The organism is Methylobacterium sp. PvP105 (assembly GCF_017876975.1).
GTDB lineage: Bacteria > Pseudomonadota > Alphaproteobacteria > Rhizobiales > Beijerinckiaceae > Methylobacterium > Methylobacterium radiotolerans.
In genome coordinates, this window is sequence record NZ_JAGIPA010000001.1 from 5,640,244 (window position 1) to 5,664,602 (window position 24,359).

Consider the following 24,359-nt stretch of genomic DNA (forward strand, 5'->3'; position numbering starts at 1 on the left):
TGGAGCGTGACACGGGTGGCGATCATGGCGGAGGAGGGGGCGAAGCCTCGACTGGGGCGCGGGCTCGCGGCGCTGATCGGTGACTTCAACGAGGCCGGCCGCGCCTCGACCAAGGCCGAGGAGCAGCGCAGGGTCCAGATCGAGTTCCTGCGCGCCAACCCGCGCAACCCGCGCCGGAGCTTCGCCGAGACGGAGCTGTCCGAGCTGGCGGCCTCGATCGGTCAGCGGGGCATCATCCAGCCGATCGTGGTCCGCCCGATCGGCGACGTGCCCGGGACCTACGAGATCGTGGCCGGCGAGCGGCGCTGGCGGGCCGCCCAGCGCGCCGGCCTCGACGAGGTGCCGGTGGTGGTGGTCGAGATCGACGACCGCGGCTCGCTGGAATTCGCCATCCTGGAGAACGTCCAGCGCACGGACCTCAACGCGATCGAGGAGGCGTCCGGGTACGAGCGCCTGATGAAGGATTTCTCGTACACCCAGAAGGAGCTGGCCGAGATCCTGGGCAAGAGCCGCAGCCACCTCGCCAACACGCTCCGGCTGCTCAACCTGCCGCTGTCCGTGCAGGAGCGGGTCACCGCCGGCGAGCTGACCGCCGGCCACGCCCGCGCGCTGCTGGCCGTGCGCGATCCCGAGGCGACGGCGCGCCGCGTCGTGGCCGAGAGCCTGTCGGTCCGGGACGTGGAGGCCATCGCCTCCGCGGAGGCTGCCCCGGCCGAGACGCCGCGCCCGGGGCGCCCGCGCCTCTCGGCCGAGCGCCCCGCGACGGTGCGCGACCTGGAGCTGCGGATCCACCGGGCGCTCGGCGTCCCGGTCTCCTACAAGCCGAAGGACGCCGATTCGGGCGAGATCCGCATCCGCTACGAGACCCAGGACGAGCTGCAGGCCCTGCTCAACCGGTTCAAGGTCTCGGACGCCTGAGGCGGCGCCGTCGGCGCCCCGTAGAGCGGAGGAGCGGAGCTTGGCCGAGCAGGGCGGCGCGGCGGCGCGGAAGTTCGACGCCGACCGGGCCGGGGCGTACGCGCAGCAGAGCCGGATCGCCCTGGCGGGCTACGACGCCTGCCACGAGCTCGCCGCCTGCATGCTCGCCGCCGCCCTGGGTCGCGGCGCGCCCGCGCGGCTGCTGGTCGTCGGCGCGGGCGGGGGCGGCACGGAGATCGTCACCGCGGCGGCCCTCGAGCCGGCCTGGCGCTTCACCGCCGTCGACCCCTCCAGCGCCATGATGGACCTGACGGTCGCGCGGCTGGAGCGGGACGGACTCGCCGACCGGACCGAGATCGTCCGCGGCCCGGTGGAGGCCCTCCCCCGCGACGCGACCTACGACGCCGCGACCCTGATCGGCGTGCTCCACCATCTGCCGGGCGACGCGGAGAAGCGGGCGATCCTGCACGCCATCGCCGGACACCTGAGGCCGGGGGCGCCCCTGGTGCTCGCCGGCAACCACTACGCCTACGCGAGCCAGCCCCTGCTCCTGGCGGCCTGGGGCGAGCGCTGGCGCCAGCAGGGCGCCGGCGCCGACGAGATCGAGGCCCGGCGCGGGAAGATCCTGCAGGGCGCCGACCCGCCCCACTCCGAGGAGGCCGTCGCGGACCTGCTGGATGCCGCCGGCTTCGGGACGCCGACCCGCTTCTTCTTCAGCCTGTTCTGGGGCGCGTGGCTCGCGCGCCGCCGTGCCGGGGGCGCGGACGGCGCCTGAGCCCGGCTAGCGCCGCCGCCGTGCCCCCGCCTCCGCGACCCGCAGGAGGGCCGCCGAGGCCAGCGCGTGGGCCAGGTCGGGCTCGGCCCGCCGGCAGGCGAGGACGGCCTCCTGCAGGGCCGCGACGGCCTGGCGGAGGGTGCCGGGCGGCCACGCGCCGAGCTGGCCCTCGATGCTGGCCTTGCGCTTGAAATGCAGGCCCCGCCAGGTCGCGGCCATCATGGCGGGCGTCTTCTCGGGATTGTCGAGGCGGGTGGTGAGCAGTGTCAGGGCGTGCCGCAGCGCCGAGCCCAGCACCACGCCCGGATCGAGGCCCTCGTGCCGGAAGCGGCGGTAGTCGCGCTCCACCGCCTCGCGGCGGCCGTCGAAGGCGGCGTCGATCAGGGTGTTGAGCACGCTCGCCGCGACGTCGCTGGTGACGGCCTCGACGTGCTCGAGGGTCACGGTCTTGTCCCCCTCCCCCGCGGCGTAGAGGGCGAGCTTCTCGATCTCCATCAGGCTCGCGCGACGGTCGCCGCCGAGGCTGCGGGCCAGGACCTCCCGGGCGGCGCGGTCGATGCGCAGGCCGCGCTCCTGGAGGGTGCGCTCGATCAGGTCCGAGAGGGTCCGCTCGTCGTCGGCGTAGCAGGGGATCGCGAGCGCCTTCGGCGAGCGCTCGCAGAGGGTGCGGAGCGGGTTGTTCTTGGCGAGGTCGCCGGCCTCCACCACGATGCGGGCGTCGGCGACGGTCGCGCCCAGCACCGCCTCGACGGCGGGCGCGTAGTTGCGCGTGCCGGGCCGGACCCAGATCGACCGGCGGCCGCCGAACAGGCCCATCGTCCCGGCCTCGTCGCACAGCCGGCCCGGATCGGCGGCCAGGGCGTCGCCGTCGATCCGCACCAGCGCGAAGGGATCGGCCGGATCGTCGACGAAATCCTCGGCGAGCTTCCGGGCCCGCTCGGTCACCAGACCGGTATCGGGCCCGAAGACCAGGATGACGGGGATGCGCGGATCGGGCCCGCGCCGGATCAGCCCCTCGATCTCGCCGGCCTTGACTGCCGTCACGTCGGGTTACGGCTTTGTCGAGAGCACGGCCGCGAGGCGGCTCTTGATCTGATCGGACAGCACGCTCGCCAGCCGGATCTCGGCGTCCCGCGCCGCCCGCTGGCTGGCGAAGCGCTGGACCGAGCGGTCGTAGGTCGCGGTCGAGGTGGCGACACCCTCGGTGTAGACCTTGGTGCCGGCCATGTCCTCCAGGCTGTACTTGATGTTGGCCACCAGGGTGCCGGCCTCGGCGCGGCCGGTGGTGGACGAGACGATCGGGGTCTGCACGATCTCGGAGCCCGAGAGCTTGAGCCGGTAGCGCTTGGTCGCCGGATGGCCGGACCCGTCGAGGTCGAAGACCAGCTCGCTGCGCAGGTAGTGGCCGAGGCGCTCCTGGCCCTGGGCCATCGCCACGTCGTCGACCTGCACCGAGGCGAGCAGCGCCTGGACGGATTCTCCCGAGGCGGTCGGCCCGTAGAGCGGCCGGAAGCAGGCCGAGAGGCTCAGCGCCAGGCCCGTCGCGCAGGCGAGGCGGGCGATACGCCCCGCGATGGAAACTCCCGAACCCACCATCCGCCGTCGTTCCGCCCCTGCCTGTCGGATCGTTCTAGCGCGGACACGGCGTGCCGCGCCACGACGCTACGGGGCAAACGTTACGATTCCTCTGCGGCAAGAGCGTGATCGTCCCGTTTCCGACCGTGAGGCCGCGGAGCGCCGGAGCGCCGGGGGGTGGCGACGCCTAGGCGATCGCCGAGAGGTAGGCCGAGACCGTGACGATGGCCAGCACGGTGGAGGCCAGCACCACGGTGGCGGTCAGGTCGGCCTCGCGCCGGTAGAACTCGGCCAGCATGAACGGCCCGGTGCCGGTGGGGAGGGCGGCCATGAGCACGGCGGTGTGGAGCAGGAGCGGGGGCAGGTCGAACAGGTAGCGGCCGAGGCCGTAGGCCAGGAGCGGGTGGAGCGCGAGCTTCAGGCCGACGAGCAGCGCGGCGGTGCGCCCCTGCCCGCCCCCGGTGTGGCGGGCCTGGGCCAGGAACAGGCCGAGCGCCACCAGGGCGCAGGGCGCCGCCGCGCCGCCGAGGAGCTTCAGGAACGTGGCCACCGCCTCCGGCACGGTCAGCCCGGCGCTCGGCACCAGGGCGCCCAGCGCCGGCGCCACCAGCAGCGGGTTGCGCACGAGGGAGCGGATAACCGTCCACCAGACCGGCCGGCGGGCCCCGCCGCCGCGGCCCGTGGCGGCCGCCTCGCGCCGCAGACCGGTCTCAATCAGCACGATCGCCACCGCGAACACGCCGCAGACCGTGAGGATCGCCGCCACCGTGGTGGGCGCGAGCGCCTCCGGCCCGAAGGCGACCAGCGCCAGCGGGAAGCCCATGAAGCCGGTATTGGCGTAGCCGGCGTTGAGGCCGTCGACCGCGGCGTCGGCCAGCGGCCTCCCCGCCCCGCGCCGGATCATCACGGTGAGACCGAAGACCGCGAGGCTGCTGAGCCCGAAGGCGCCGATGAAGCCGGGCTTCCAGATGGCGCTCCAGTGGGCGTGCGCGGTCACGTCGAACAGGAGCGCCGGCAGGGCCAGGAAGACCACGAACCGGTTGAGCTCGGTGGTGGCGGCGGCTCCGAGCACTCCGATCCGCCGCGTCAGCCAGCCGGCGAAGATCAGCGCGAAGATCGGCAGCACGACCAGCAGGGTCGAGAGCATGGCGGGTCCGGGTCGGAGGACGATGCTCCGGCCTTAGGACGGTTTCCGATCCCGGCTCCAGTGCCGCGGACGGGGACCTGCCATGCCGCGGCCCCCGCCCCCGCAAACTACCAGCGGTAGATCAGGCTGCCGATGACCGTCGCGGGCGCGCCGCGATAGCAGAAGCCGGCCTGGCAGGTCGTGTAGCTGCGGTCGAAGATGTTGGTGGCGTTGATCTGCGCGCGGAAGCCCCTGTATTTCGGGTCGAGGGCCGCGAAATCGTAGGCGACCAGCGCGTCGAACAGGGTCACGGTCGGGTTGCGGACGGTGTTCTCGTCGTCGGCGAAACTCGTCCCGGCGTAGCGGATACCGCCGCCCAGTTGCAGGCCGGCCAGCGGCGAGGAGGGCGCGAACAGATAGGTTCCGAAGGCGGTGAAGCTGTCGCCCGGGATGCCCGAGAGGGCGTTGCCGTCGATCGGCCGACCCGTGACCAGGGAGGTCTGGCGCAGGTAGCGAAGATCGAGATGGGTGTAGGACAGCGTCAGGTTGGTTCCCGGCGCGAAATTGGCCGTCAGTTCGGCCTCGAATCCCTTGGACTCCACCGACCCGGTCGCGACCTGATTGGCGATGTTATTGGGATCCTGCCGCAGGAGCGACGATTGCACGATGTCGAATCCTGAGAACGACGTCGTGATGTTGGTGTTCGGGATGGCCACCTTCACGCCGGCCTCGATCTGGTCGCCGGTCGCGGCCTTGAACGGGTTCCCGTTCACGTCGATGCCGACCTGCGGCGTGAAGGTCGTGGCGTAGCTGGCGTAGGGCACCAGGAAATCGGTGAGCAGGTAATTCAGCCCGATACGGCCCGAGAAGGCCCGGTCGGTCTGGTTGGCGACCGTGCCGGCCGTCTGGTCGCTCGTGTTCTGGAAGACCCAGTCGTGCCGGCCGGTGAGGGTCAGGACGAAGCGCCCGAGCTTGGCCTGTTCCTGCAAGTAGGCACCGATCTGATCCTGCGCCTGGCTCTGGAAGTTCGTGTAACGCGGCCGGGCGATGACCTGCTGCCCGTAGTTCAAGGTCAGGAGGTTGAGATCCGGCGCGGCACCGAAGCCGAAGGCGCGCGTGTAGTCGTAATGGGCGTAATCGACCCCGCCGATCAGGGTGTGCTGGATCGGACCGGTGGTGAAGTGGCCTTCGAGTTGGTTGTCGAGGGAGATCTGGCTCAGCGTGTCCAGGTAGGCGCCGGCCGTCCGCGAGCCCAGGGTTCGGGCAGGATTGAGTCCCGTGATCGACGTGTAATCGTAATCCGCGCGGACATCATAGTAGCGAAAGTTCTGACGGAAGATCAGATCCGGCGAGAATTTGTGCTCGAAAGCGTAGCCGATGCGATATTGCTGCTGCTTGTACTGATTGAACGCCGGGTCACCGGAGTAGAAATTGGTCACCCGGAAGCCCGGATCGTTGTAGAAGAACGACGTTCCCGGCAGGCGCGACTCGAAATACTCGCTGAGGAACGTGAAGCTGGTGTCGGAATCCGGTCGCCACGTGAAGGACGGGGCGATGAAGGTGCGGTCGTCGTCTCCGCCGGGCAGGTAGGTGTTGGACTGGCGCTTCACCCCGGTCACGCGGTAGGCCAACGTCCCGTCGGTGCCCGCCACCGGGCCGCCGATGTCGAAATTGCCCTGGAAGCGGTCGTAGTTGCCGGCCTGAAACTGCACCTCGCCGAAGGGCACGAAGACCGGGCGCTTCGAGGTCGAGTCGACGATGCCGCCGGGCGAGCCGAGACCGTAGAGTCCCGAGGCCGGCCCTCTCAGGATGGTGACCGCCTCCAGCCCGTAGGGCTCGCTGCGCGGGATCGTCAGGCCGACGGCGTTGAGGCGCAGGCCGTCGCGGAAGATGCCGTTGTAGGTCGCGCTGAAGCCGCGGATGTAGAAGGCATCGTAGCGCGGGTCGAAGCCGAACACGCTGCTCGACACGCCCGGCGTGTAGGCAATCGCCTGGGCCAGATCCTGCACGTTGCGGTCGTTGAGCTGCTCGCGGGTGACCACCGAGACCGATTGCGGGGTCTCGATCAGGGGCGTGTTGGTCTTCGTCGCCGTGGGGCTCACGCGCGCCACGTAGCCGGTGACGCCGGAGGGTCCGCCGCCGCCGCCGCTGGTGGCCGCGCTGCCGCCGTCGCCGCCGCTGACATTGCCGCCGCCGATGCCGGATCCCGCGGGGGCCGCGATGGCCGGCCGGGTGGCCTCCACGGAGATCTCGTTGAGCTGGACGGCGGCGTCCTGCGCGGCGGCGGCCCGAACGAAGGCGACGGTGGTCAGAGCGGTGGTGGCGAGGAGGAGGCCGGACTGAGCGGAACGAAGCGACATCGGAGACCCAGAAACACGCCTACAGACGGCGCCTGGAGCTCAGGTACCATTACTCACGGTCTCTTGATCAAGCCGAAAACGTGTTGCAAATCACACACTTAGAAGCGTTCAAATCTGGAGCGGTTCGAGCCTAGAACTCGAGCGGCGGCTCCCGCAGGGCGGTGGCCTCCCGGGTGCAGGCGGCCTGATCGGGAACCGTCCCGGGGCCCGCGAGGGCCGCGCGAAGCTCGGCGCGGGCCCTGTCGAGATCGGCCCGGAAGGTCGCGTCGCCCATCAGGGCGGCGAAGACCGCGGTGCCGGTCAGGCGCCCCGCCGCCACGTCGCTGAGCCAGTGCACGCCGCACACGATCCGGCTCTCGCCGTAGGCCCGGCCGCGGGCCAGGATCGGGGTCGCCTTCTCGGGCACCAGGGACGCGAGGATCAGCGCGTAGGCCCAGCCCTGCGTGGCGTGGCCCGAGGGGTAGCTGAAGCTGTCGGCCAGGGCCTGGCTGCGCTGCACGCAGATCGGCGCCTCGTTGCCGACGAACGGGCGCAGGCGGCGGTAATGGACCTTGGGCCCCCGCGTCGCCCGCGCGAGATCGAGCCGGGCGCGCTCGAGGAGGTTGATCACCGCCGGCACCCGCGCCTGATCGATCCGGGTGCCGAGCACGCAGGCGAAGTTCTCCAGCACGGCGGCGGCCCCCTCCGACACGTCGTTGGCGGCGAGCTCCCAGCGGGGCGTCCCCTTGAGGGCGCGGGTGCTGCTGAAGGCCGCCCGGTCGGCCTTGTCGAGGGGCGCGTCGTGGGCCGGCGGGGAGGGCAGGAACTGGACGGCGTCCGGCACCGCTCCTTCGGCCAGGTAGGGCTTCACGGCCGGCTTGCCGGGCTTCAGCGTGTCGGCGCCGAGGGACGGGGCCGCGGGTGTTGCCGAGGGGGCCGCGGGGGCCGGGCGCGGGGAATCCTCGGCGCGGGCCGCGACGGCCAGGAGGAGGGCGAGGGCGGCCGGGGCGAGGAGGGGCAGGGACGGCGTGCGCAGCATCGGATCCGGGGCTCTATCGGATGGAATCTGCGGGGCGCGCCCGCTGCCGGACGAACGGCTCAGCCGGCCGCTTCAGTCCCTGCACAGGCACACACGCCTGTCCAGGGCGAGGCGGCGGCGATCCGGGCCGCCTGTCACCCGCCCCGGGCCGCGCACCGCGCTCACGCCGCCCGGATCGCGGCGGCCACGGCGTCCGGGTGCTCCTCGTGCGGGCTCAGGGCACCGGGGATCGCGGCGCCGGTCACGCGACCGTCGGCGATGAGGGCGTCCATCTCGGCGCCCGAGCGCCGGGGGGCGCCCGCGGGCCGCAGCACCAGGGTCGGCGGCAGGCCGTCGCCGAACAGGGCCAGGAAGGCGTCGCGGCTGCCGACCGGGTCGAGGCCCCCGGTGACGAAGGCCGCGGTGCCGAAGCGGCCGTTGCGCTGACGGGTGATGGCGTGCTTGTCGCGGATCACCGCCGGCGTGACCCGGGCCGCGTCGGCGTAGACGTGGGCGCGCATCATCCGGCCGATGATCGGCGGGCTGATGTTGATCCGGTAGAGCGCCTCGCCGAGGACCGGGGCCTCCACGGCCCGGCGGATGCGCGGGAACCAGTGCGCCCGGCCCGGCATCGCGGTGGGCAGCGGTCCCCGCCAGGTCGGGGCCACCAGGACCAGCCGCTCGAAGGCCCGCGGGTGGCGCCGCGCCGCCGCGACCAGGTAGCCGGCGGCGTGGCCGGCCGCGACGCCGAGGGCGTAGGGGCCGGGCGCGGCGGCCAGCAGGGCGTCCAGGAAGGCGTGGAAGGTCGCCGGGGCGAGGGGGACCCGCGCCCGCGGCCGGGCGCCGAAGCCCGGCCAGTCGGGGACGTGGCAGCGGTACTGCGTCCCCAGCAGGCCGGCGAGGCCGCGCATCTCGGCCCGCGCCGAGATGGTCGACAGGGCCGGGAGCAGGAGCGCGTCCGGCCCCGCCCCGATCCGGTCGCAGGGGGTCGGCACCGTCCGGCCCGCCACCGTGAGGGTCAGCTCCGACGTCTCCATCGCGCTCCCGCCAGCTTCCGGATGTTCAGGTGCGCAGCAGCTCGTTGATGGCGGTCTTGGACCGCGTGCCGGCATCGACGCGCTTGACGATCACCGCGCAGTAGAGGCCCGGGCCCGGCGTGCCGTCCGGCAGCGCCTTGCCGGGCATCGTGCCCGAGACGACCACCGAGTAGGGCGGCACCCGGCCGTACATGACCTCGCCGGTGGTCCGGTCGACGATCTTGGTGGAGGCGCCGATATAGACGCCCATGGACAGGACGCTGCCCTGGCCGACGATGACGCCCTCCGCCACCTCGGCGCGGGCGCCGATGAAGCAGTCGTCCTCGATGATCACCGGGTTCGCCTGCAGCGGCTCCAGAACGCCCGCGATGCCGGCACCGCCCGAGATGTGGCAGTTCTTCCCCACCTGCGCGCAGGAGCCGATCGTCACCCAGGTGTCGACCATCGTGCCCTCGCCGACATGCGCGCCGAGATTGACGAAGCTCGGCATCAGCACGGCGCCGGGGGCGATGTAGGAGCCCCGGCGGACGAAGCAGCCCGGGACGGCGCGCAGGCCCGCGGCGCGGAACTCGGCCTCGCCCCAGCCGGCGAATTTCGACGCGACCTTGTCCCACCAGGGCGCGCCGCCGGGGCCGCCCTCGATCGTCGCCATGTCGTTGAGGCGGAAGGAGAGCAGCACCGCCTTCTTCAGCCATTGGTTCACCACCCAGTCGCGGTTGCCGGACTTCTCGGCGACGCGGGCCTTGCCCGAATCGAGCAGCTCCAGGGCCGCCTCGACCGCCTCGCGCACCGCGCCCCGGGTCGCGGTCGACACGTTGGCGCGGTCTTCCCAGGCGGCTTCGATGGTCTGGGCGAGATCGGAATGGGCGAGATCGGAATGGGGCTTGCCGGCCTGGGACATGGAACGGATCAGAACTCTTGCGGCGGGAGCCCGTGCTTACAAGCGGCCACCGGAGCTGTCACCTGAGGAGATGCCGTCGATGATCTCGAGCAGTTCGCGCACCTGATCGAGATCGGTCACCAGATCGGCGAGGTCGTCCGCCAGGGTGTCGTGGACGGCCTGCGCGGCGGCGGGAAACTCCTCCAGCACGCGGCGCATCAGCATCGGGGTGATCCGCATCACCGCGGCGCTCCCCTCGGCCCGGGCCTCGGTCGGGCGCGTCCCGCGCACGAACAGGGCGAGCTGGCCGATCAGGGCCGAGCGCCCGGCCCGCACCGGCTCGGCCCCCGCGAGCCGGGGCTCCAGCCGGATCGTGCCCGCCATGACCACGAAGCCGCCATCGGCCGGGTCGCCGCGGGCGAAGAGCAGGTCGCCGTCGGCGAGGTCGCGCCGCTCCGCCGCGAAGGTCAGCAGGCGCAGGGCGTCCCGGTCGAGGAAGCCGAACAGCGGCGCGGCCGCGAGGATCGCGATATCGTCGTCGAGCCCCAAGAACGCCTCACCACCCTGCGCATACGCGAACCCGCCGGATCGCCTACACGTAAAGCTTCAATTCGTCAGGGCAGCAACTTGTATCCGCCACCCTCGGTCACGAGGATCGCGGCGGTGGCGGGGTTCGGCTCGATCTTCTGGCGCAGCCGGTAGATATGCGTCTCCAGCGTGTGCGTGGTCACCTGGGCGTTGTAGCCCCAGACCTCGGCCAGCAGGGTGTCGCGGTTCACCACGGCCCGGCCCGCCCGGTAGAGGAAGCGCAGGATCGCGGTCTCCTTCTCGGTGAGCTTCAGCTTGGAGCCGCGCTCGCCGACGAGGAGCTTGGCCCCCGGGCGGAACGTGTAGGGGCCGATCTGGAAGACCGCGTCCTCGGAGGCCTCGTGGCTGCGCAGGTGGGCGCGGATCCGGGCCAGAAGGATGCCGAACTTGAACGGCTTGGTGACGTAGTCGTTGGCGCCGGCCTCCAGGCCCTCGACGTGGTCCGCCTCGGAATCCTGGGCCGTCAGCATGATCACCGGGCCGCGGAAGCCGCCGGCGCGCATCCGGCGCACGGCCTCGCGCCCGTCGAGGTCGGGCAGGCCGACATCCATCACGGCGAGGTCGATCCGCTCCGCGGCGACCCGCCGGATCGCGTCCGCGGCGTTGGCCTCGGTGAAGACCGTGAATTCGTCGCAGAGATCGAGCTGCTCGGTCAGGGTGTCGCGCAGGATCGCGTCGTCGTCGCAGATCAGCAGGCGGTAGGCGTTCGGCATCGTCCGGGCCCCAGTGCGTGCTGCGGGAGGGGCGAGGGGCGGCCTGCCGGGTGCAGCATGCGATGATGTCAGATCGCGGCAGGATCGCGCGACGACCCTACCCAGGCTTGTGTTTCCGCATCCTTTCGCCGCCGTGACAAGCGCGCCGGCGAACGGGCTGCGGGAACGGGGCACGCCGCTCCGGGATCAGGTCGTCGGTCCCCGCGGCGAGGCGGAGGGCTGGCGCGCTCCCGAATCCCGGCTCGGCGGCCCGGGTTCGGCCGAGAGATAGGGCGCCGTTTGTGGCCGGAAGTTGCCTTGCGCGCAATTTTTCACCGGTTCGAAGTACGGATCCCGGGCATAAGGCCCGCGGGACCGGACGGATTCGGGAGGACGGACATGCGGCGGCCGAGCGGGGGACCCATCCGCCTGACCTTGGGAGAGATCCGCGTGCGCGCCCTCGTCGGGGACCGGCGGCGCGGGCAGCTGCTCGTCGGTCGGGCGGTGTTTCCCTGCGCCCTCGGGGCGGGCGGCATCGTTTGCGACAAGCGCGAGGGCGACGGCGGCTCGCCGCGCGGGCGGTTCCGCTTGCGCGGCGGCGCCTACCGGCCCGATCATCTCGCGATCCGGCCGCGCACGCTGCTGCCCCTGCGGGCGACCCGCCCCGCCGACGGTTGGTGCGACGAGAGCCGGGACCGCCGCTACAATCGGCCGATCCGCTTGCCGGCCCCGGGGGTCAGCGCCGAATCGATGTGGCGGGACGACGGGCTCTACGACGTGGTGATCGACCTCGACTACAACCGTGCCCCGATCCGGAAGGGGCGGGGCTCGGCGATCTTCCTGCACATCGCCCGGGACGGCTACCGCCCCACCGAGGGCTGCGTCGCCCTGGCCCGGGCCGACCTGCTGCGCCTGCTCCGCCGCCTCGGGCCGCGGACGCACCTGCGGATCGGCTGAGGCGCGCGTCCGGCTCAGGCCTTCCGGGTCCGGGCCCCGAAGATCGCGGTCCCGACCCGGACATGGGTGGCGCCGAGCTGGATCGCCGCCGGGAAGTCGGCGCTCATGCCCATGGAGAGGATCGGCAGGTTGTGCGCCTTCGCCAGCCGGGCCAGCAGGGCGAAGTGGGCCGAGGGCGGGTCCTCGGCCGGGGGGATGCACATCAGGCCCTGGATCGCCAGCCCGTGGGTCTCCCGGCACTCCGACAGGAGGGTGGCGAGCTGGTCCGGGAGCACGCCGCCCTTCTGCGGCTCCGCGCCGGTGTTGACCTGGATCAGCAGCTTCGGGGTCCGGCCGGACCGCTCGATCTCCTTGGCCAGCGCCGCCGCGAGCGACAGCCGGTCGAGGGAGTGGATCACGTCGAACAGGGCCACCGCCTCCCGGGCCTTGTTGGATTGCAGCGGCCCGACGAGGTGCAGCTCCACGTCCGGGAACCGGGCCCGGAGACCCGGCCACTTCGCCACGGATTCCTGGACGTAGTTCTCGCCGAAGACCCGATGGCCGGCCTTGAGCGCGGGCAGGATCCCCTCGGCCGGCACGGTCTTGGAGACCGCGACGAGCTGGATCTCGGCGGGATCGCGCTCCGAATCCTCGGCGGCGCGGGCGATCGCCGCCCGCACCTCGGCGAGACCGGCGGCGACGTCGGCCTGGCCGACGGGGAGCTTGTCGGTCCGCTGGCCCATCCCGTCCGTCGCGGGCGGGTTCGGGTCGGTGATCGCGTCGTCCATAGCGGGCCGTCCTATCGCTGCCGGACGCCGAACCAGGCGCCCCACGGTACACAACACCTCGGCGGCACCTTCCCGGCGACCCAGCTGTCCAGCTCAGACCCCTCATCCCGAGGTGCCGGAGCGCAGCGGAGGTCGCGAAGGGGCGCTCCAGCCGGCCGCTGCGATCCCTGGAGCCCTCCTTCGAGGCCCGCCGACGCGGGCACCGCGGGATGCGGGGAGGGATGGAATCAGCCCAGGGCCGGCCGCTCCCGTGTACCGTCTCTGCTGCGGAAGGACCTATGCGTTCGCGCGTCCCGCGCAAGTCCGAATCGCGCGCCGCGTTGACCGGCTGCGGCGCAGATATGCTATCGCGGCGCGACCGTGCCGTGGTCATCCTTCGGAATGACCGACGAGCCCCTGACCCAGCCGGATCCATGACCGCCAGCACCGCCCCCCAGCCCGTCGAGCGCTACAACGCCAAGGATGCCGAGCCGCGCTGGCAGGAGGCCTGGGCCGAGAAGCGGCTGTTCGAGACCGACAATTCCGATCCCCGCCCGAAATACTACGTGCTCGAGATGTTCCCCTACCCGTCGGGGCGCATCCACATGGGCCACGTCCGCAACTACGCGATGGGCGACGTGGTCGCCCGCTACAAGCGCGCCCGCGGCTTCAACGTCCTGCACCCGATGGGCTGGGACGCCTTCGGCCTGCCGGCCGAGAACGCCGCCATGGAGCGCAAGGTCAACCCGCGGGACTGGACCTACGCCAACATCGCGTCGATGCGCGACCAGCTGAAGGCCATGGGGCTGTCGCTCGACTGGAGCCGGGAGATCGCGACCTGCGATCCCGACTACTACAAGCACCAGCAGCGCATGTTCCTGGACTTCCTGGAGAAGGGCCTCGTCACCCGCCGCACCGCCAAGGTGAACTGGGACCCGGTGGACCACACGGTGCTGGCCAACGAGCAGGTGATCGACGGGCGCGGCTGGCGCTCCGGCGCCCTGGTGGAGCAGCGCGAGCTCACCCAGTGGTTCTTCAAGATCACCGACTTCGCCGAGGACCTGCTGACGGCTCTCGACGGGCTGGACCGCTGGCCTGAGAAGGTCCGGCTGATGCAGAAGAACTGGATCGGCCGCTCGGAAGGCCTGGAGGTCCAGTTCGGCCTCGCCCGGCCGGTCGCCGGCGAGCCCGACACGGTGACCGTCTACACGACCCGGCCCGACACCCTGTTCGGCGCCAAGTTCCTGGCGATCGCGGCCGACCATCCCCTGGCGGCCGCTCTGGCCGAGGGCAGGCCGGAGCTGCAGACCTTCATCGAGGAGTGCCGCCGCACCGGCACCGCCCAGGCCGCGATCGACACCGCCGAGAAGCACGGTTTCGACACCGGCCTCACCGTGCGCCATCCTCTGGACCCGTCCTGGGAGCTGCCGGTCTACGTGGCGAACTTCGTGCTGATGGAGTACGGCACCGGCGCGGTGTTCGGCTGCCCGGCGCACGACCAGCGCGACCTCGACTTCGCCAACAAGTACGGGCTCGGCAACACGCCGGTGGTCTGCCCGGAAGGGCAGGACCCGGCGACGTTCGTGATCACCGACACCGCCTATGTCGAGGACGGGCGGATGATCAACTCGCGCTTCCTGGACGGGATGGGCACGGGCGAGGCGTTCGAGGCCGTGGCCCGGCGGCTGGAAGGGGCGGGGGTCGCCAGGCGCAAGGTCCAGTTCCGCCTGCGCGACTGGGGCGTGTCCCGGCAGCGCTACTGGGGCTGCCCGATCCCGATCATCCACTGCGAGTCCTGCGGCCCGGTCCCGGTGCCGGTGGCCGACCTGCCGGTGAAGCTCCCCGAGGAGGTCTCCTTCGACCAGCCCGGCAACCCGCTGGAGCGGGACGCCGCGTGGCGGAACGTGGCCTGCCCGCATTGCGGCGCGCCGGCCCGGCGCGAGACCGACACGATGGACACGTTCGTCGATTCGTCCTGGTACTACGCCCGCTTCACCGCGCCCTGGCTGGCGGACGCCCCCACCGACCGGGCCGTGGTCGATCGCTGGCTGGCCGTGGACCAGTATATCGGCGGCATCGAGCACGCGATCCTGCACCTGCTCTACGCCCGGTTCTTCATGCGGGCGATGCGCGAGACCGGCTGGGCCGGCGTCGCCGAGCCGTTCGCCGGCCTGTTCACGCAGGGCATGGTGGTCCACGAGACCTACAAGGACGCGGCCGGCGCCTGGGTGCCCCCGGCCGAGATCCGCTTCGCCACCGAGGAGGGCGAGCGCCGCGCGTTTCACGTGAAAACTCAGGCGCCGATCGCGATCGGCCCGATCGAGAAGATGTCGAAGTCGAAGAAGAACGTGGTCGACCCCGACGACATCATCGCGAGCTACGGGGCCGACACGGCGCGCTGGTTCATGCTGTCCGACTCGCCGCCGGAGCGCGACGTGATCTGGACCGAGGAGGGCGTGCAGGGTGCGGCCCGGTTCGTCCAGAAGGTCTGGCGCCTGGTGAACGCCGCCGGGCAGGCGAAAGGCGACGGCGCCGCGGATCTCGCTCTGCGCAAGGCCGCCCACCGGGCGCTCGCCTCCGTGCAGGACGATATCGAGCGCCTGCGCTTCAACCGCTGCGTCGCCCACATCTACACCCTGGCCAACGCCCTGGAGGACGGCCTGCGCGGCCCGGTCTCGCCGGCCGCCGCCAAGGAGGCCGCCGGGATCCTGGTCCAGCTCATCGCCCCGATGATGCCGCACCTCGCCGAGGAGTGCTGGTCCGTCCTCGGCCGCGGCGGCCTCGTCGCCCAGGCGCCGTGGCCCGAGACCGAGGCCGCGCTGCTGGTCGAGGACGAGATGACCCTGCCGGTCCAGATCAACGGCAAGAAGCGAGCGGACGTCACCGTGCCGCGCGACGCCGACGCCAAGGCCGTCGAGGCCGCGACCCTGGCGCTGGAGGCCGTCCAGAAGGTGCTGGAGGGCAAGGCACCGCGGAAGGTGATCGTCGTGCCGGGGCGGATCGTGAACCTGGTGGTGTGATCCGACATCCGCCCGGTCGCTCCGCTCCTGCCGTCTTCGCGAGCGGAGCGAAGCGATCCGGGGTCGCGTGACGGTCACAGGGAGGTCGCGCCGGCCTGGATCACTTCGCCTCGCGCGTGATGACGGAGCGGGTGAGCCCTGCCGGAGGATCTCACCCCGACCCGGTATCGAATCCTCACCCCCGGTGAAGGCACCGTGACCGCTGGCCGGTTCGACGATCCGGCTCGCCTCTCACGGCGCGGCCAGATCCGGATCCTGTCCGCTGGCTTCCAGGCCGCGCCGCACCAGCCCGTCGCGCTTCGCCCGCGCGACGAAATCCGCGAGATAGGCGGCTCCCGCCGGGTGCCCGACCGGCAGTCCCATCGCCTGCGGGATCTCCATGAAGTGCCCCGGCAGCAGCCGCACCTCCGGGTGCGCCGCCGCGTAGGCGGCGAGGGGCTGGTGCACCCCGGCCGCGACGTCGAGCCCGTCGCGGGCGAAGGCCGTGACCGCCTCGGCCGAGGTCGGGGCCCGCACCAGGGTGGCGCGCGTCAGGGCCCGGCTCAGGAACAGGTCGTAGGCGCTCCCGCGCCCCACCGAGACGCGCACGCCGTCGCGGTCCACCGCCTCCGGGGATCGGATCGGCGAGGCGGCCGGCACGAGGTAGCTGCCGGCGATCAGCACGTAGGGCTCCGTGAAGGCGATCCCCTCGGCCCGCTTCGGGTCGATCGCCAGGAAGCAGATGTCCCAGGTCCCGGAGCCCGCCGAGCCCGAGACCGCGCCCGCCCCCGGGAAGGTCACGAACGCCACCGGCACGCCGAGCCGGGCCGCCAGCGCCCGCGCGAGATCGACCGAAACCCCTGCCGGGCCGTCGGCGCCGCCCTGGGCCAGGACCGGGTTGCCGAGGTTGATCGCCGCACGGAGCGTGCCGGTAGGGGCGAGGTCGTGCAGGACCGTCGGATCGGGCGTCATCGGTCTCGGCTCCGCGTGCGCGGCGGTGGGGAGGAGCCGGAGGAGCGGGAGGAGGAGGGCTGCGCGGATCCGCATGACGCTCGTCCCGCCCTCAGGCGCGCCGCGACGGCCCGGTCGACGGGGAGGCGCCGTCCCGGGCGGGACGGCGGCGCCGGCGGGCCAGCATGTTGAGGCCCTCGACGCCGGCCGAGAAGGCCATCGCGGTGTAGATGTAGCCCTTCGGCACGTGGGCGCCGAACCCCTCGGCGATCAGCGTCATGCCGATCATGATCAGGAAGCCGAGGGCCAGCATCACCACGGTGGGGTTCCGGGCGATGAAGGCCGAGAGCGGCTCGGCGGCGACCAGCATCACCACCACGGCGACCACCACCGCCACCATCATCACCGGCACGTGCTCGGTCATGCCGACCGCCGTGATGATCGAGTCGATCGAGAAGACGAGGTCGAGCAGCAGGATCTGGCCGATCGCCGCGCCGAAGCCGATCGTGCCTCCGGTCGCCCCCGCGGTCTCTGGCTCCGGATCCACCGTGTGGTGGATCTCCTTGGTGGCCTTCCAGAGCAGGAACAGGCCGCCCCCGATCAGGATCAGGTCGCGCCAGGAGAAGGCCTGGTCGAACACCGCGAAGACCGGCTCGGTCAGGTGGACGATGAACGCCACGGTGCCGAGCAGCCCCAGGCGCAGGATCAGCGCGAGCCCGATCCCGATGCGCCGCGCCCGGGTCTGCTGCTCGGCCGGCAGCTTGTTGGTCAGGATCGAGATGAAGATCAGGTTGTCGACACCGAGCACCACCTCCATCACCACCAGGGTGGCGAGCGCGGCCCAGACGGCGGGCTGGCTGGCGAGCTGGATCAGGTCGGTCACAGGCGGGGCGCCTCGCTGGTCGGGAACAGGCGGTTGCCCAGGGCGGTGAGGTCGAAGGGGGTGGGACCGCGCACCGGTTCGGGGGCCAGGACCTGCAGGATCTTCGGGAAGACCTTGAAGTGGGCGGGCGTGTGCGTGGTCAGCTCGCCGTCGGTGTTCACCGGCCGCGGCTTGCGGGTCGAGAGCCGGATCTCCCGCGTGTGGAACGCCCGCACGTCGCCCGCCCGCCCCTGCGTGCCCCGCCGCAGGGCGGGCAGCAGCGCGAGGAGACGCCACCAGTGATTGATCTCCAGGCTGTAGAAATCGAGCTTGCCGTCGTCGACCGCGGCACTCTCCTCCACGGTCATGCCACCGCCGTAGTGGCGGCCGTTGCCCACCGAGACCTGGATGGTGGTGACCTTCTCGACCACCCCGTCGTGCTCGATCGTCACCGTGAAGGGCCGGACCCGGCGCAGCACCCGCACCGCCGCCACCGCGTAGCCGAGCACGCCCCAGGTCTTCTTCGATTCGGCGGTCAGCTCGCCGGCGAGCTCCGCCGAGAAGCCGATGCTCGCCACGTTGAAGTAGTAGTGGCCGTTGACCCAGCCGAGATCCACCGGCCGCGCCTGCGCGGTCGGGATGAAGCGGGCCGCCGCCAGGGGGTCGAGCGGCAGGTTGAGGGAGCGGGCGAGGTCGTTGGCCGTGCCGAGCGGCAGGATCGCGAAGGGCAGACCGCTGTCCACTAGGGCGGGCGCGGCGTAGTTCATGGTGCCGTCGCCGCCGCCGAGGATCACGAGGTCGACCGCGCCGACCCGGTCACGGATCACGTCGCGGCAATCGGCCTCCGGCGGCGGCTCCTCCGGCTCGATGCCGCCCGCCCGCAAGATTCCCCGCACCTCGTCCAGATCCAGGGCGCCGTTGCGCGCCTTGGCGTTGCAGAGCAGCAGGGCCCGACGCCTTTGCGTGCTCATCGCGTGCCCCCGGGAAGCGGGCCGGGGGGCGACTCGGTCTCAGGTCGGGACAAGGGATCCTCGGGGCACGGCAGGGAGCGGGCGGTCTGGAACGCGGTATCGGAACCCGGAAGCGGCCAGAGGCCAAGACTGTCCCCGACTTGGTACCCAAACGCACGAACGCAACCCCATCATCCCCGCAATCCCGGGCTGGCCGACGTCGCAGAGTTCGGCAGGATGTGGGCGCGCCCGAGCCCTTCGTGGAACCCCTCACCCACGCGGGCGCGTTCTCCATGATGCCCGCCCCGGCCGCCAGGAAGGCACCGATGTCCGCCACACGTCCCGTCCGTCCCCAGGTTCTCGCCCTCGGCGCGCTCCTGCCGTTCGCCCTCGCGGGCGGTGCCGCCGCCCAGAGCGCCTGGGTGGACCCGCCGCCCCGGGCCGCCGCACCGGCGCAGGGTCCGGCGCGGACTGCGGGGACGGAAGCGGCGAAGGCGCCGGCGACGGCCGTCGATCCGCGGGGGCAGGACGCGGTCGCCGCCCGCGCGAAGGCGCAGCCCGATGGCGCGCGCGCCGCCGAACCGGTCCGGCAGGCCGCCAGACCCGAGCCGGGCGAGGATGCCCTGCCGAAGGCGGCGGCGACGCGCGCGCCGGGCCCGAAGCGGGCGGCCGCCCTGGAGCGCCCGCCGGTCCGGGAGCCCCTGCACCACGCCGCGCGCCACCCGCACCGGCTCGCCGAGACGCCGGCCGCGGTCACCCCGGCGCCGGGTGCGCCGGCGGAGCGCGCCGCCGCCGCCCGGGCGCTGACGACGCGCTACCTCGCCACCGTCTCGGGCTCGAGCGACACCATGGTCGGCGCCGCGACCCAGTACTACGCGACCCGCGTGCGCTTCTACGGGCGGCCGATCACCACGGCGGCCCTCGTCGCCGAGAAGCGCAGCTTCGTCCAGCGCTGGCCCGAGCGGCGCTACGAGCCGCGGGCGATGCGCGCCGCCTGCGACGCCGAGACCTGCACGATCCGCGCGCTCGTGGATTTCCGGACCGCCAATCCGGGCCGGGGCGCCGTCTCCAGCGGCGAGGCCGAACTGGTTCTGGAGGTGGGCTTCGCCGGCACGCGGCCTTACATCCTCGGCGAGACCGGCCGCGTCCTGCGGCGGAGCATTCAGGCCGGAACCCTGGCCGCGTCGCCCGGCAAGGCGTAAGAGCCCCGCATCGCGGTCCGCCGCCCCGCGGCGGGCACGGGCTTGCGGGGGGACTCGCGGAAGGGCGTGCAGGGAAGCGGGCTGGGGGCGTGTCGTGGGATCGGTCCCGGTGGTCGGGCGTTCCGTGAGGCGCCCGCGGGCGGGCTTCGTCAGGAGGTGCGGTCGGGCCTCCTTCGCGCCGCGCGTCGGTGATGCCGGGATCGGGTGAATGACGTCTTCAACGGTGGTGGAGAAACAGGAGGCGGAGCCGGCCCGGCCGGTCCTCGACAGTCCCGGCCGCCTCGCCCTGCGCGAGACGATCCGGGCCGAGATCGCGCGCGCGCGTCCGCGCCCCGTCGCGGTCCGGACCCTCGAGTTGCTGGCCGAGGCCGCCTGCGCCCCCGACGAGGCCGGAACCGGCCTCCGCGTCCTCGACCGCCAGGGGGCCGTGCGGCGGCGGGACGACACGTCCGAGCCGATGACCCTCGCGGACCTGATCGCGGAGCTGCGCGCGCGCCATCCCGCCCTGTTCCTGCCGCCGGAGCCCGAGCCCGAACCGGCCCCGCGGACCGCCGAGGAGGCCCGCGATTCGTCCCTGCTGAGCGGCGCCTACGAGATGAAGGCCGCGACCGCCCGCTTCGTCGGGACCCAGTCCGAGCGGGCGCGCTCCCTGGCGGAGCGCTCCTCCGAGCAGGGCCGCGCGCTCGCGCAGAACGCCGCCGGCCGCTTCGCCAGCCTGCGGACGAACCTGCGCGGCCGCTTCGCCCGCCCGGCGGGCGCGGCCGCCGACGCGGAGGCCGCGCCCGCCCCGGCCGCGGATCCGACCGCCGCCTGGAACAGCGGCCCGGGACGGTTCGGAGAGACGCTGCGCGGCGGCCTCGGCCACCTGCGCGACCGGCTCGGCCTCGGGGGAGACGGGGCCGACGACGGCGCGCGCCGGCAGCGCCGCCTGCTCCTGGGCGCCGTCGCCGGCACGCTGGTGGCGGTCCTCGCCGCGGGGGTCGTGCTGGACCGCTCCGCGCCCGAACCCGGGCGTCCCGCCGCCCCGACCGGCTCCCGCACGGAGGCGCCGAGCACCCCCGCGCCGAACGCACGGCCCGCGAACCCGCCCGCCTCGGCCCCCGACACGGTGACGCCGCCCCCCGAGACCGGCGGCGAGTCCGAGCCCGACGCGCCGCTGCCGCCGAACGCCGTGACCGGACAGGCCCAGGTGATCGACACCGCGACCCTCAAGGTCGGCGGCAAGGTCGTGCACCTGTTCGGCGTCGAGTGGGTGCGGGGCGGCCAGGCGGAGGAACTGGCCCGGTACATCGGCAACCGGCCGGTGACCTGCCAGCCGGCCCCCGGCAGCGCCAACATGAACTGCCTCGTCGACGGGCGCGACCTCTCCGAGGTGGTGCTGTTCAACGGCGGCGGTCGCGCCTCTCCGGAGGCGAGCCCCGAGCTGGTCGCGGCCGAGGACCACGCCCGGAGCGAGCGGCTCGGCGTCTGGAAGCGCTAGCCTGATGCCGGCCGAACCGTTCGGCACGACGGCGGACGGCCGATCGGTCAGCCGCCACACCCTGAGCCGGGGCAGCCTGCGCGTCGCCGTCATCGAGTACGGTGCGGCCGTCACGGCGATCGAGGTGCCCGACCGCGCCGGCCATCCGGCCAACGTCGTGCTCGGCCTCGGCACCCTGGCGGGCTACGAGACCGTGAGCCCGAGCTTCGGCGCGATCGTCGGCCGCTACGCGAACCGCATCGCGGGCGGGCGCTTCAGCCTCGACGGGCACGGCTACCGATTGCCGGTGAACGAGGCCCCCAACACCCTCCACGGGGGCCCGGAGAATTTCGGCCGGCGCCTGTGGCGGGCGGAGTTCTCCGACGCGGCGCGCCTCGTCCTGGTCCGCCGCTCGCCGGACGGGGAGGAGGGGTTTCCCGGCAACCTCGACGTCCGCGTCACCTACAGCCTGCCCGAGGACGGCGTGCTGCGCGTCGACTACGCCGCGGTGACCGACCGGCCCACGATCCTGAACCTCACGAATCACAGCTACTTCAACCTCGCCGGCGAGGGGACGGGCAGCGTCCTCGGCCACCTCGTGCAGGTCGAGGCGGACGCCTTCGCGCCGACCGACGCGACCCAGATCCCCACCGGCGCGCTCCTGCCGGTCGCCGGGACGCCGTTCGACTTCCGCACGCCGCGGGCCCTGGAGGCGCGGATCCGCGCCGGAGACCCGCAGCTCACCTACGCCAAGGGCTACGACCACACCTTCGCGCTGCGCGGGGCCGCCGGGACGCTGCGGCCGGCCGCCAGCTGCGTCGATCCCGGAAGCGGGCGGCGGCTCGACGTCTGGACCACGCAGCCGGCGCTGCAGCTCTACAGCGGCAACAACCTCGACGGGCGGCTGATCGGTCCGTCCGGGCGGATCTACCGCTCGGGCGACGGCGTCTGCTTCGAGACCCAGGGCTTTCCGGACGCGCCGAACCAGCCGGGCTTCCCGTCCGCGGTCCTGCGGCCGGGCGAGACCTTCGCGGCCGCCACGGAGTTCCGGTTCTCGGTCGTGTGACGGCCGCACCGCGCGGGCCTTCCGGGGGCGCGGCGTCGCCACCGGCGGAGGGCCGGACCGGTCGTCCCCGCGCGCTCAGGCCGCCGCGCGGTCGACCGCCCGCGGCGCCGGGATCGCGGCGGCCGGCGCGGCGGGATCGGGGCGCCACGCCTCGCCGAGCGCCAGGAGGGCGGCCTTCACGGCGTCGAGCCGCGACGGCTCGCCCTCGGCCATGCCCTCGGCGGCGGCGACCTCCTTCAGGTACTCGTCCCAGGCCCAGCGCCGCAGGATCTCGCGCTTGCAGCTCGGCAGCAGCCGGGGATGATCGCGCACCGCGGCCGGGGCGTCGAACACCGCGGCCGGGTTGAGCAGGGCGCGCTCCAGGTCGGGCAGGCCCGCGGGCGGCGCCCGGGAGACCCGGTGCGCGCCCCAGACCCGCAGGGTCCCCGCCCGGCGGCCGTCGGGCGGGTCCGGCTCGATCCGGTAGGCGAGGCCCTGGCGCTCGGCGTAGGCCACCGCCCGCGCCCGCGTCGGGAACGTCAGCACCACCTCCGCGGCGAGGGTGTCGCGCCCGCCGGTCCAGCCCATCAGCGGCTCCCGCTCCGGCGGCGTCTCCCGCTCGAAGGTGAGAAGCCACGTCCCGGCCCGGGCGCGCCCCGCCGTGTCGACGGAGCGCCCGCGCCGGCGGATCAGCGCCCGGCGACCGGCGAGCCACGGCGCGCCGGCCGGGCCGGGCGGGCTGTTGTGTCCGATTCCGATCGTCCCATCCTGCATGGTTGCCTCCCGAAAGGGGCGCGCTCAGCCGCCGAAGAGGCCGAGCCGCGCCGCCGCTTGCACGCCGAAGCTCGCCGCGAAGGACAGCAGGGCCGCGTCCCAGGCGGTCAGGTGCGGGGCGTTGGCCGGCGGACCGGCCTGCGTGAGCGCCCGGCCGAGCCACGCGAAGCCCGACAGGCTCAGCAGGGCGGCCAGCACCCAGGGCAGGGCGGGGGCCGGGCAGGGCGCCGCCAGGGCGACGCACAGGGCGGCGGACAGGATCCAGCGGCCCAGCACGGTCCCGTCGGTGGTCCGCACCTGCCCTCCGCGCCGGCCGCGCCGCGACCGGGACAGGCCCCTGTGCCCGCCCCGCAGGTCGAAGGTTGCCATCGCGCGCCTCCCCGGCTCAGTTCAGCAGGGGCTCCGGTCCGGTCGGACCGCGCCGCCAGCGGCGGATGAACGCCGCCGGGTCGGGCGGCCTGCGCGGCGCCGGGGCTGCGGGCGGTGCCGAGCCCGCGTCGAGCGTCTGGAGCGCCTCCAGGACCGCGCTCAGCGGCACGGGCTCGGCCCGGCAGCCCGGCAGGCAGCGCAGCGTCGGGCAGGAATCGACCGCGCGGGCGTCCGAGGCCCAGGAGGCCAGGATCGCCCGCTTCTCGGCCCGCGACAGGCCGGGATAGCGCAGCACCTCGCGCGGATGCCGGAAGACGTCGCCCGGCGCCACGAAGGCCTCGAACGGCTCGACCGCCTGCGGCCTCAGGCTGGCGGCCGCCACCGGACCCAGGCGCGCGATCTCGGGTTGGACGTGGTTCGTATCGATCGGCTGCATGCGACCCTCCTCATCGTGAGCAAAGGCTGGAACGGCCGTCGGTCCCGGTCGGGGCCGCCGGCCGTCGCGTCATGCGTTCGTGTCCGCGGCCGCGGGGGCGGCCGCCGCCAGGACAGGCCCAGGACCGGCTCAGTGCTTGGCGACCGGCGCGCCCGCGCCGTTGATGGCGATGCGCCGGCGGCGCTCCGGCGCCTCGGCGGCGCGCGGCAGCGTCACGGTGAGGACGCCGTTGCGGAACGTCGCCTCGGCCTTATCCTCCTCCACCGGCACGGGCAGGGCGATCGACCGCTCGAAGCGGCCGTAGCTGCGCTCGGAATAGCCGCGGTCCTTGTCGGTGGTCTCCGCGCGCTTCTCGCCTTTCAGAGTCAGGACTCCGTCCGCGATGAGCAGTTCGACGTCCTTCTCGTCGAGCCCGGGAAGCTCGGCGGAGACGCGCAGCGCGCCGTCCGCCTCCGCCAGCTCGACCTGGGGCCAACCGAAGCCGCGGTCCGCGAGGCTCGGCACGCTGCCGAACCCGCCGAACACGTCGTCGAACAGGCGGTTCATCTCCCGGTGCAGCGTCAGGAAGGGGCTGGCCGACCCCTGCGCGAGGGCGGTCGGCGCCGGGGTGCTGGTGCGGTTCCAGGGAATCAGATCTCTCACGCTCATGGTCCTCGCTCCA

General features: G+C 73.3%; 24 protein-coding genes. 7 read left to right on the top strand and 17 right to left on the bottom strand.

The window, feature by feature from the left end; genetic code table 11:
• Positions 1-24: 24 nt before the first annotated feature.
• Together J3A75_RS27515 and J3A75_RS27520 are read left to right on the top strand one after the other, a co-directional pair.
• Entirely contained in the window at positions 25-918 is an 894-nt protein-coding gene (locus tag J3A75_RS27515; RefSeq protein ID WP_209650956.1) for a ParB/RepB/Spo0J family partition protein, read from the top strand.
• A gap of 40 nt (positions 919-958) precedes the next feature.
• Complete coding sequence (locus J3A75_RS27520; RefSeq protein WP_071000088.1) at positions 959-1,693, top strand: class I SAM-dependent methyltransferase; 735 nt, start codon at positions 959-961, stop codon at positions 1,691-1,693.
• A gap of 6 nt (positions 1,694-1,699) precedes the next feature.
• Here the strand turns inward: J3A75_RS27520 and holA are convergent, their stop codons facing one another.
• The 9 genes from holA to J3A75_RS27565 all read right to left on the bottom strand — a co-directional run bounded on the left by holA (position 1,700) and on the right by J3A75_RS27565 (position 10,969).
• Positions 1,700-2,737, bottom strand: a complete 1,038-nt coding sequence (gene holA / locus J3A75_RS27525; protein WP_024828977.1) for a DNA polymerase III subunit delta — start codon at positions 2,735-2,737, stop codon at positions 1,700-1,702.
• Positions 2,738-2,743: 6 nt separating this feature from the next.
• On the bottom strand, positions 2,744-3,289 hold the full coding sequence (lptE, locus tag J3A75_RS27530; protein WP_012321023.1) for an LPS assembly lipoprotein LptE: 546 nt from the start codon (positions 3,287-3,289) through the stop codon (positions 2,744-2,746).
• Positions 3,290-3,455: 166 nt separating this feature from the next.
• A complete protein-coding gene (locus J3A75_RS27535) occupies positions 3,456-4,415 on the bottom strand; it encodes an AEC family transporter (RefSeq protein WP_071000090.1) in 960 nt (319 codons plus the stop codon).
• 107 nt (positions 4,416-4,522) lie between these two features.
• Complete coding sequence (locus J3A75_RS27540; protein WP_029361174.1) at positions 4,523-6,754, bottom strand: TonB-dependent siderophore receptor; 2,232 nt, start codon at positions 6,752-6,754, stop codon at positions 4,523-4,525.
• Between the two features lie 130 nt (positions 6,755-6,884).
• Positions 6,885-7,772, bottom strand: a complete 888-nt coding sequence (locus J3A75_RS27545; protein ID WP_024828974.1) for an acid phosphatase — start codon at positions 7,770-7,772, stop codon at positions 6,885-6,887.
• Between the two features lie 161 nt (positions 7,773-7,933).
• Positions 7,934-8,788 carry an alpha/beta fold hydrolase gene (locus J3A75_RS27550; RefSeq protein WP_071000091.1) on the bottom strand — a complete coding sequence of 285 codons (855 nt, stop codon included), beginning with the start codon at positions 8,786-8,788 and terminating at the stop codon, positions 7,934-7,936.
• Positions 8,789-8,813: 25 nt separating this feature from the next.
• Positions 8,814-9,689, bottom strand: coding sequence for a 2,3,4,5-tetrahydropyridine-2,6-dicarboxylate N-succinyltransferase (dapD, locus tag J3A75_RS27555; RefSeq protein WP_053621258.1), 876 nt, complete (start codon positions 9,687-9,689; stop codon positions 8,814-8,816).
• A 36-nt stretch (positions 9,690-9,725) separates the two neighbouring features.
• Positions 9,726-10,217 (bottom strand): cyclic nucleotide-binding domain-containing protein, encoded by a 492-nt coding sequence (locus J3A75_RS27560; RefSeq protein ID WP_012321030.1) that lies wholly within the window; start codon positions 10,215-10,217, stop codon positions 9,726-9,728.
• Positions 10,218-10,282: 65 nt separating this feature from the next.
• On the bottom strand, positions 10,283-10,969 hold the full coding sequence (locus tag J3A75_RS27565; protein WP_012321031.1) for a response regulator transcription factor: 687 nt from the start codon (positions 10,967-10,969) through the stop codon (positions 10,283-10,285).
• 378 nt (positions 10,970-11,347) lie between these two features.
• Here J3A75_RS27565 and J3A75_RS27570 point away from each other — a divergent pair, with 378 nt between their 5' ends.
• The gene (locus J3A75_RS27570) at positions 11,348-11,905 is read left to right on the top strand and encodes a L,D-transpeptidase (protein ID WP_012321032.1); all 558 of its coding nucleotides are present in this window, start codon (positions 11,348-11,350) and stop codon (positions 11,903-11,905) included.
• A 14-nt stretch (positions 11,906-11,919) separates the two neighbouring features.
• Here J3A75_RS27570 and J3A75_RS27575 read toward each other — a convergent pair whose 3' ends face one another.
• Positions 11,920-12,627 (bottom strand): YggS family pyridoxal phosphate-dependent enzyme, encoded by a 708-nt coding sequence (locus tag J3A75_RS27575; protein WP_174805109.1) that lies wholly within the window; start codon positions 12,625-12,627, stop codon positions 11,920-11,922.
• Positions 12,628-13,085: 458 nt separating this feature from the next.
• Between J3A75_RS27575 and leuS the strand changes: the two genes are divergently transcribed.
• Positions 13,086-15,671, top strand: coding sequence for a leucine--tRNA ligase (gene leuS, locus J3A75_RS27580; RefSeq protein WP_209650829.1), 2,586 nt, complete (start codon positions 13,086-13,088; stop codon positions 15,669-15,671).
• Positions 15,672-15,902: 231 nt separating this feature from the next.
• Here leuS and J3A75_RS27585 read toward each other — a convergent pair whose 3' ends face one another.
• The 3 genes from J3A75_RS27585 to J3A75_RS27595 all read right to left on the bottom strand — a co-directional run bounded on the left by J3A75_RS27585 (position 15,903) and on the right by J3A75_RS27595 (position 18,434).
• Positions 15,903-16,622 (bottom strand): ABC transporter substrate-binding protein, encoded by a 720-nt coding sequence (locus tag J3A75_RS27585; protein WP_029361178.1) that lies wholly within the window; start codon positions 16,620-16,622, stop codon positions 15,903-15,905.
• A gap of 91 nt (positions 16,623-16,713) precedes the next feature.
• The gene (locus tag J3A75_RS27590) at positions 16,714-17,484 is read right to left on the bottom strand and encodes a TerC family protein (RefSeq protein ID WP_209650830.1); all 771 of its coding nucleotides are present in this window, start codon (positions 17,482-17,484) and stop codon (positions 16,714-16,716) included.
• The gene (locus J3A75_RS27595) at positions 17,481-18,434 is read right to left on the bottom strand and encodes a lipid kinase (RefSeq protein WP_209650831.1); all 954 of its coding nucleotides are present in this window, start codon (positions 18,432-18,434) and stop codon (positions 17,481-17,483) included. Before J3A75_RS27595 ends, J3A75_RS27590 begins: the two co-directional genes overlap by 4 nt.
• 305 nt (positions 18,435-18,739) lie before the next feature.
• Between J3A75_RS27595 and J3A75_RS27600 the strand changes: the two genes are divergently transcribed.
• The 3 genes from J3A75_RS27600 (at position 18,740) to J3A75_RS27610 (ending at position 22,140) form a co-directional block, all read left to right on the top strand.
• Entirely contained in the window at positions 18,740-19,615 is an 876-nt protein-coding gene (locus J3A75_RS27600) for a hypothetical protein (RefSeq protein ID WP_071000733.1), read from the top strand.
• A gap of 208 nt (positions 19,616-19,823) precedes the next feature.
• Positions 19,824-21,095, top strand: coding sequence for a nuclease (locus tag J3A75_RS27605; protein ID WP_071000096.1), 1,272 nt, complete (start codon positions 19,824-19,826; stop codon positions 21,093-21,095).
• Between the two features lie 4 nt (positions 21,096-21,099).
• On the top strand, positions 21,100-22,140 hold the full coding sequence (locus J3A75_RS27610) for an aldose epimerase family protein (protein WP_209650832.1): 1,041 nt from the start codon (positions 21,100-21,102) through the stop codon (positions 22,138-22,140).
• A gap of 75 nt (positions 22,141-22,215) precedes the next feature.
• Here the strand turns inward: J3A75_RS27610 and J3A75_RS27615 are convergent, their stop codons facing one another.
• The 4 genes from J3A75_RS27615 to J3A75_RS27630 all read right to left on the bottom strand — a co-directional run bounded on the left by J3A75_RS27615 (position 22,216) and on the right by J3A75_RS27630 (position 24,346).
• Positions 22,216-22,893 carry an NADH dehydrogenase ubiquinone Fe-S protein 4 gene (locus J3A75_RS27615; protein WP_209650833.1) on the bottom strand — a complete coding sequence of 226 codons (678 nt, stop codon included), beginning with the start codon at positions 22,891-22,893 and terminating at the stop codon, positions 22,216-22,218.
• A 24-nt stretch (positions 22,894-22,917) separates the two neighbouring features.
• Complete coding sequence (locus J3A75_RS27620; RefSeq protein WP_029361624.1) at positions 22,918-23,262, bottom strand: hypothetical protein; 345 nt, start codon at positions 23,260-23,262, stop codon at positions 22,918-22,920.
• A 16-nt stretch (positions 23,263-23,278) separates the two neighbouring features.
• A complete protein-coding gene (locus J3A75_RS27625; RefSeq protein ID WP_182180766.1) occupies positions 23,279-23,698 on the bottom strand; it encodes a hypothetical protein in 420 nt (139 codons plus the stop codon).
• 129 nt (positions 23,699-23,827) lie between these two features.
• A complete protein-coding gene (locus J3A75_RS27630) occupies positions 23,828-24,346 on the bottom strand; it encodes an Hsp20/alpha crystallin family protein (protein ID WP_209650834.1) in 519 nt (172 codons plus the stop codon).
• Between the last annotated feature and the right edge of the window lie 13 nt (positions 24,347-24,359).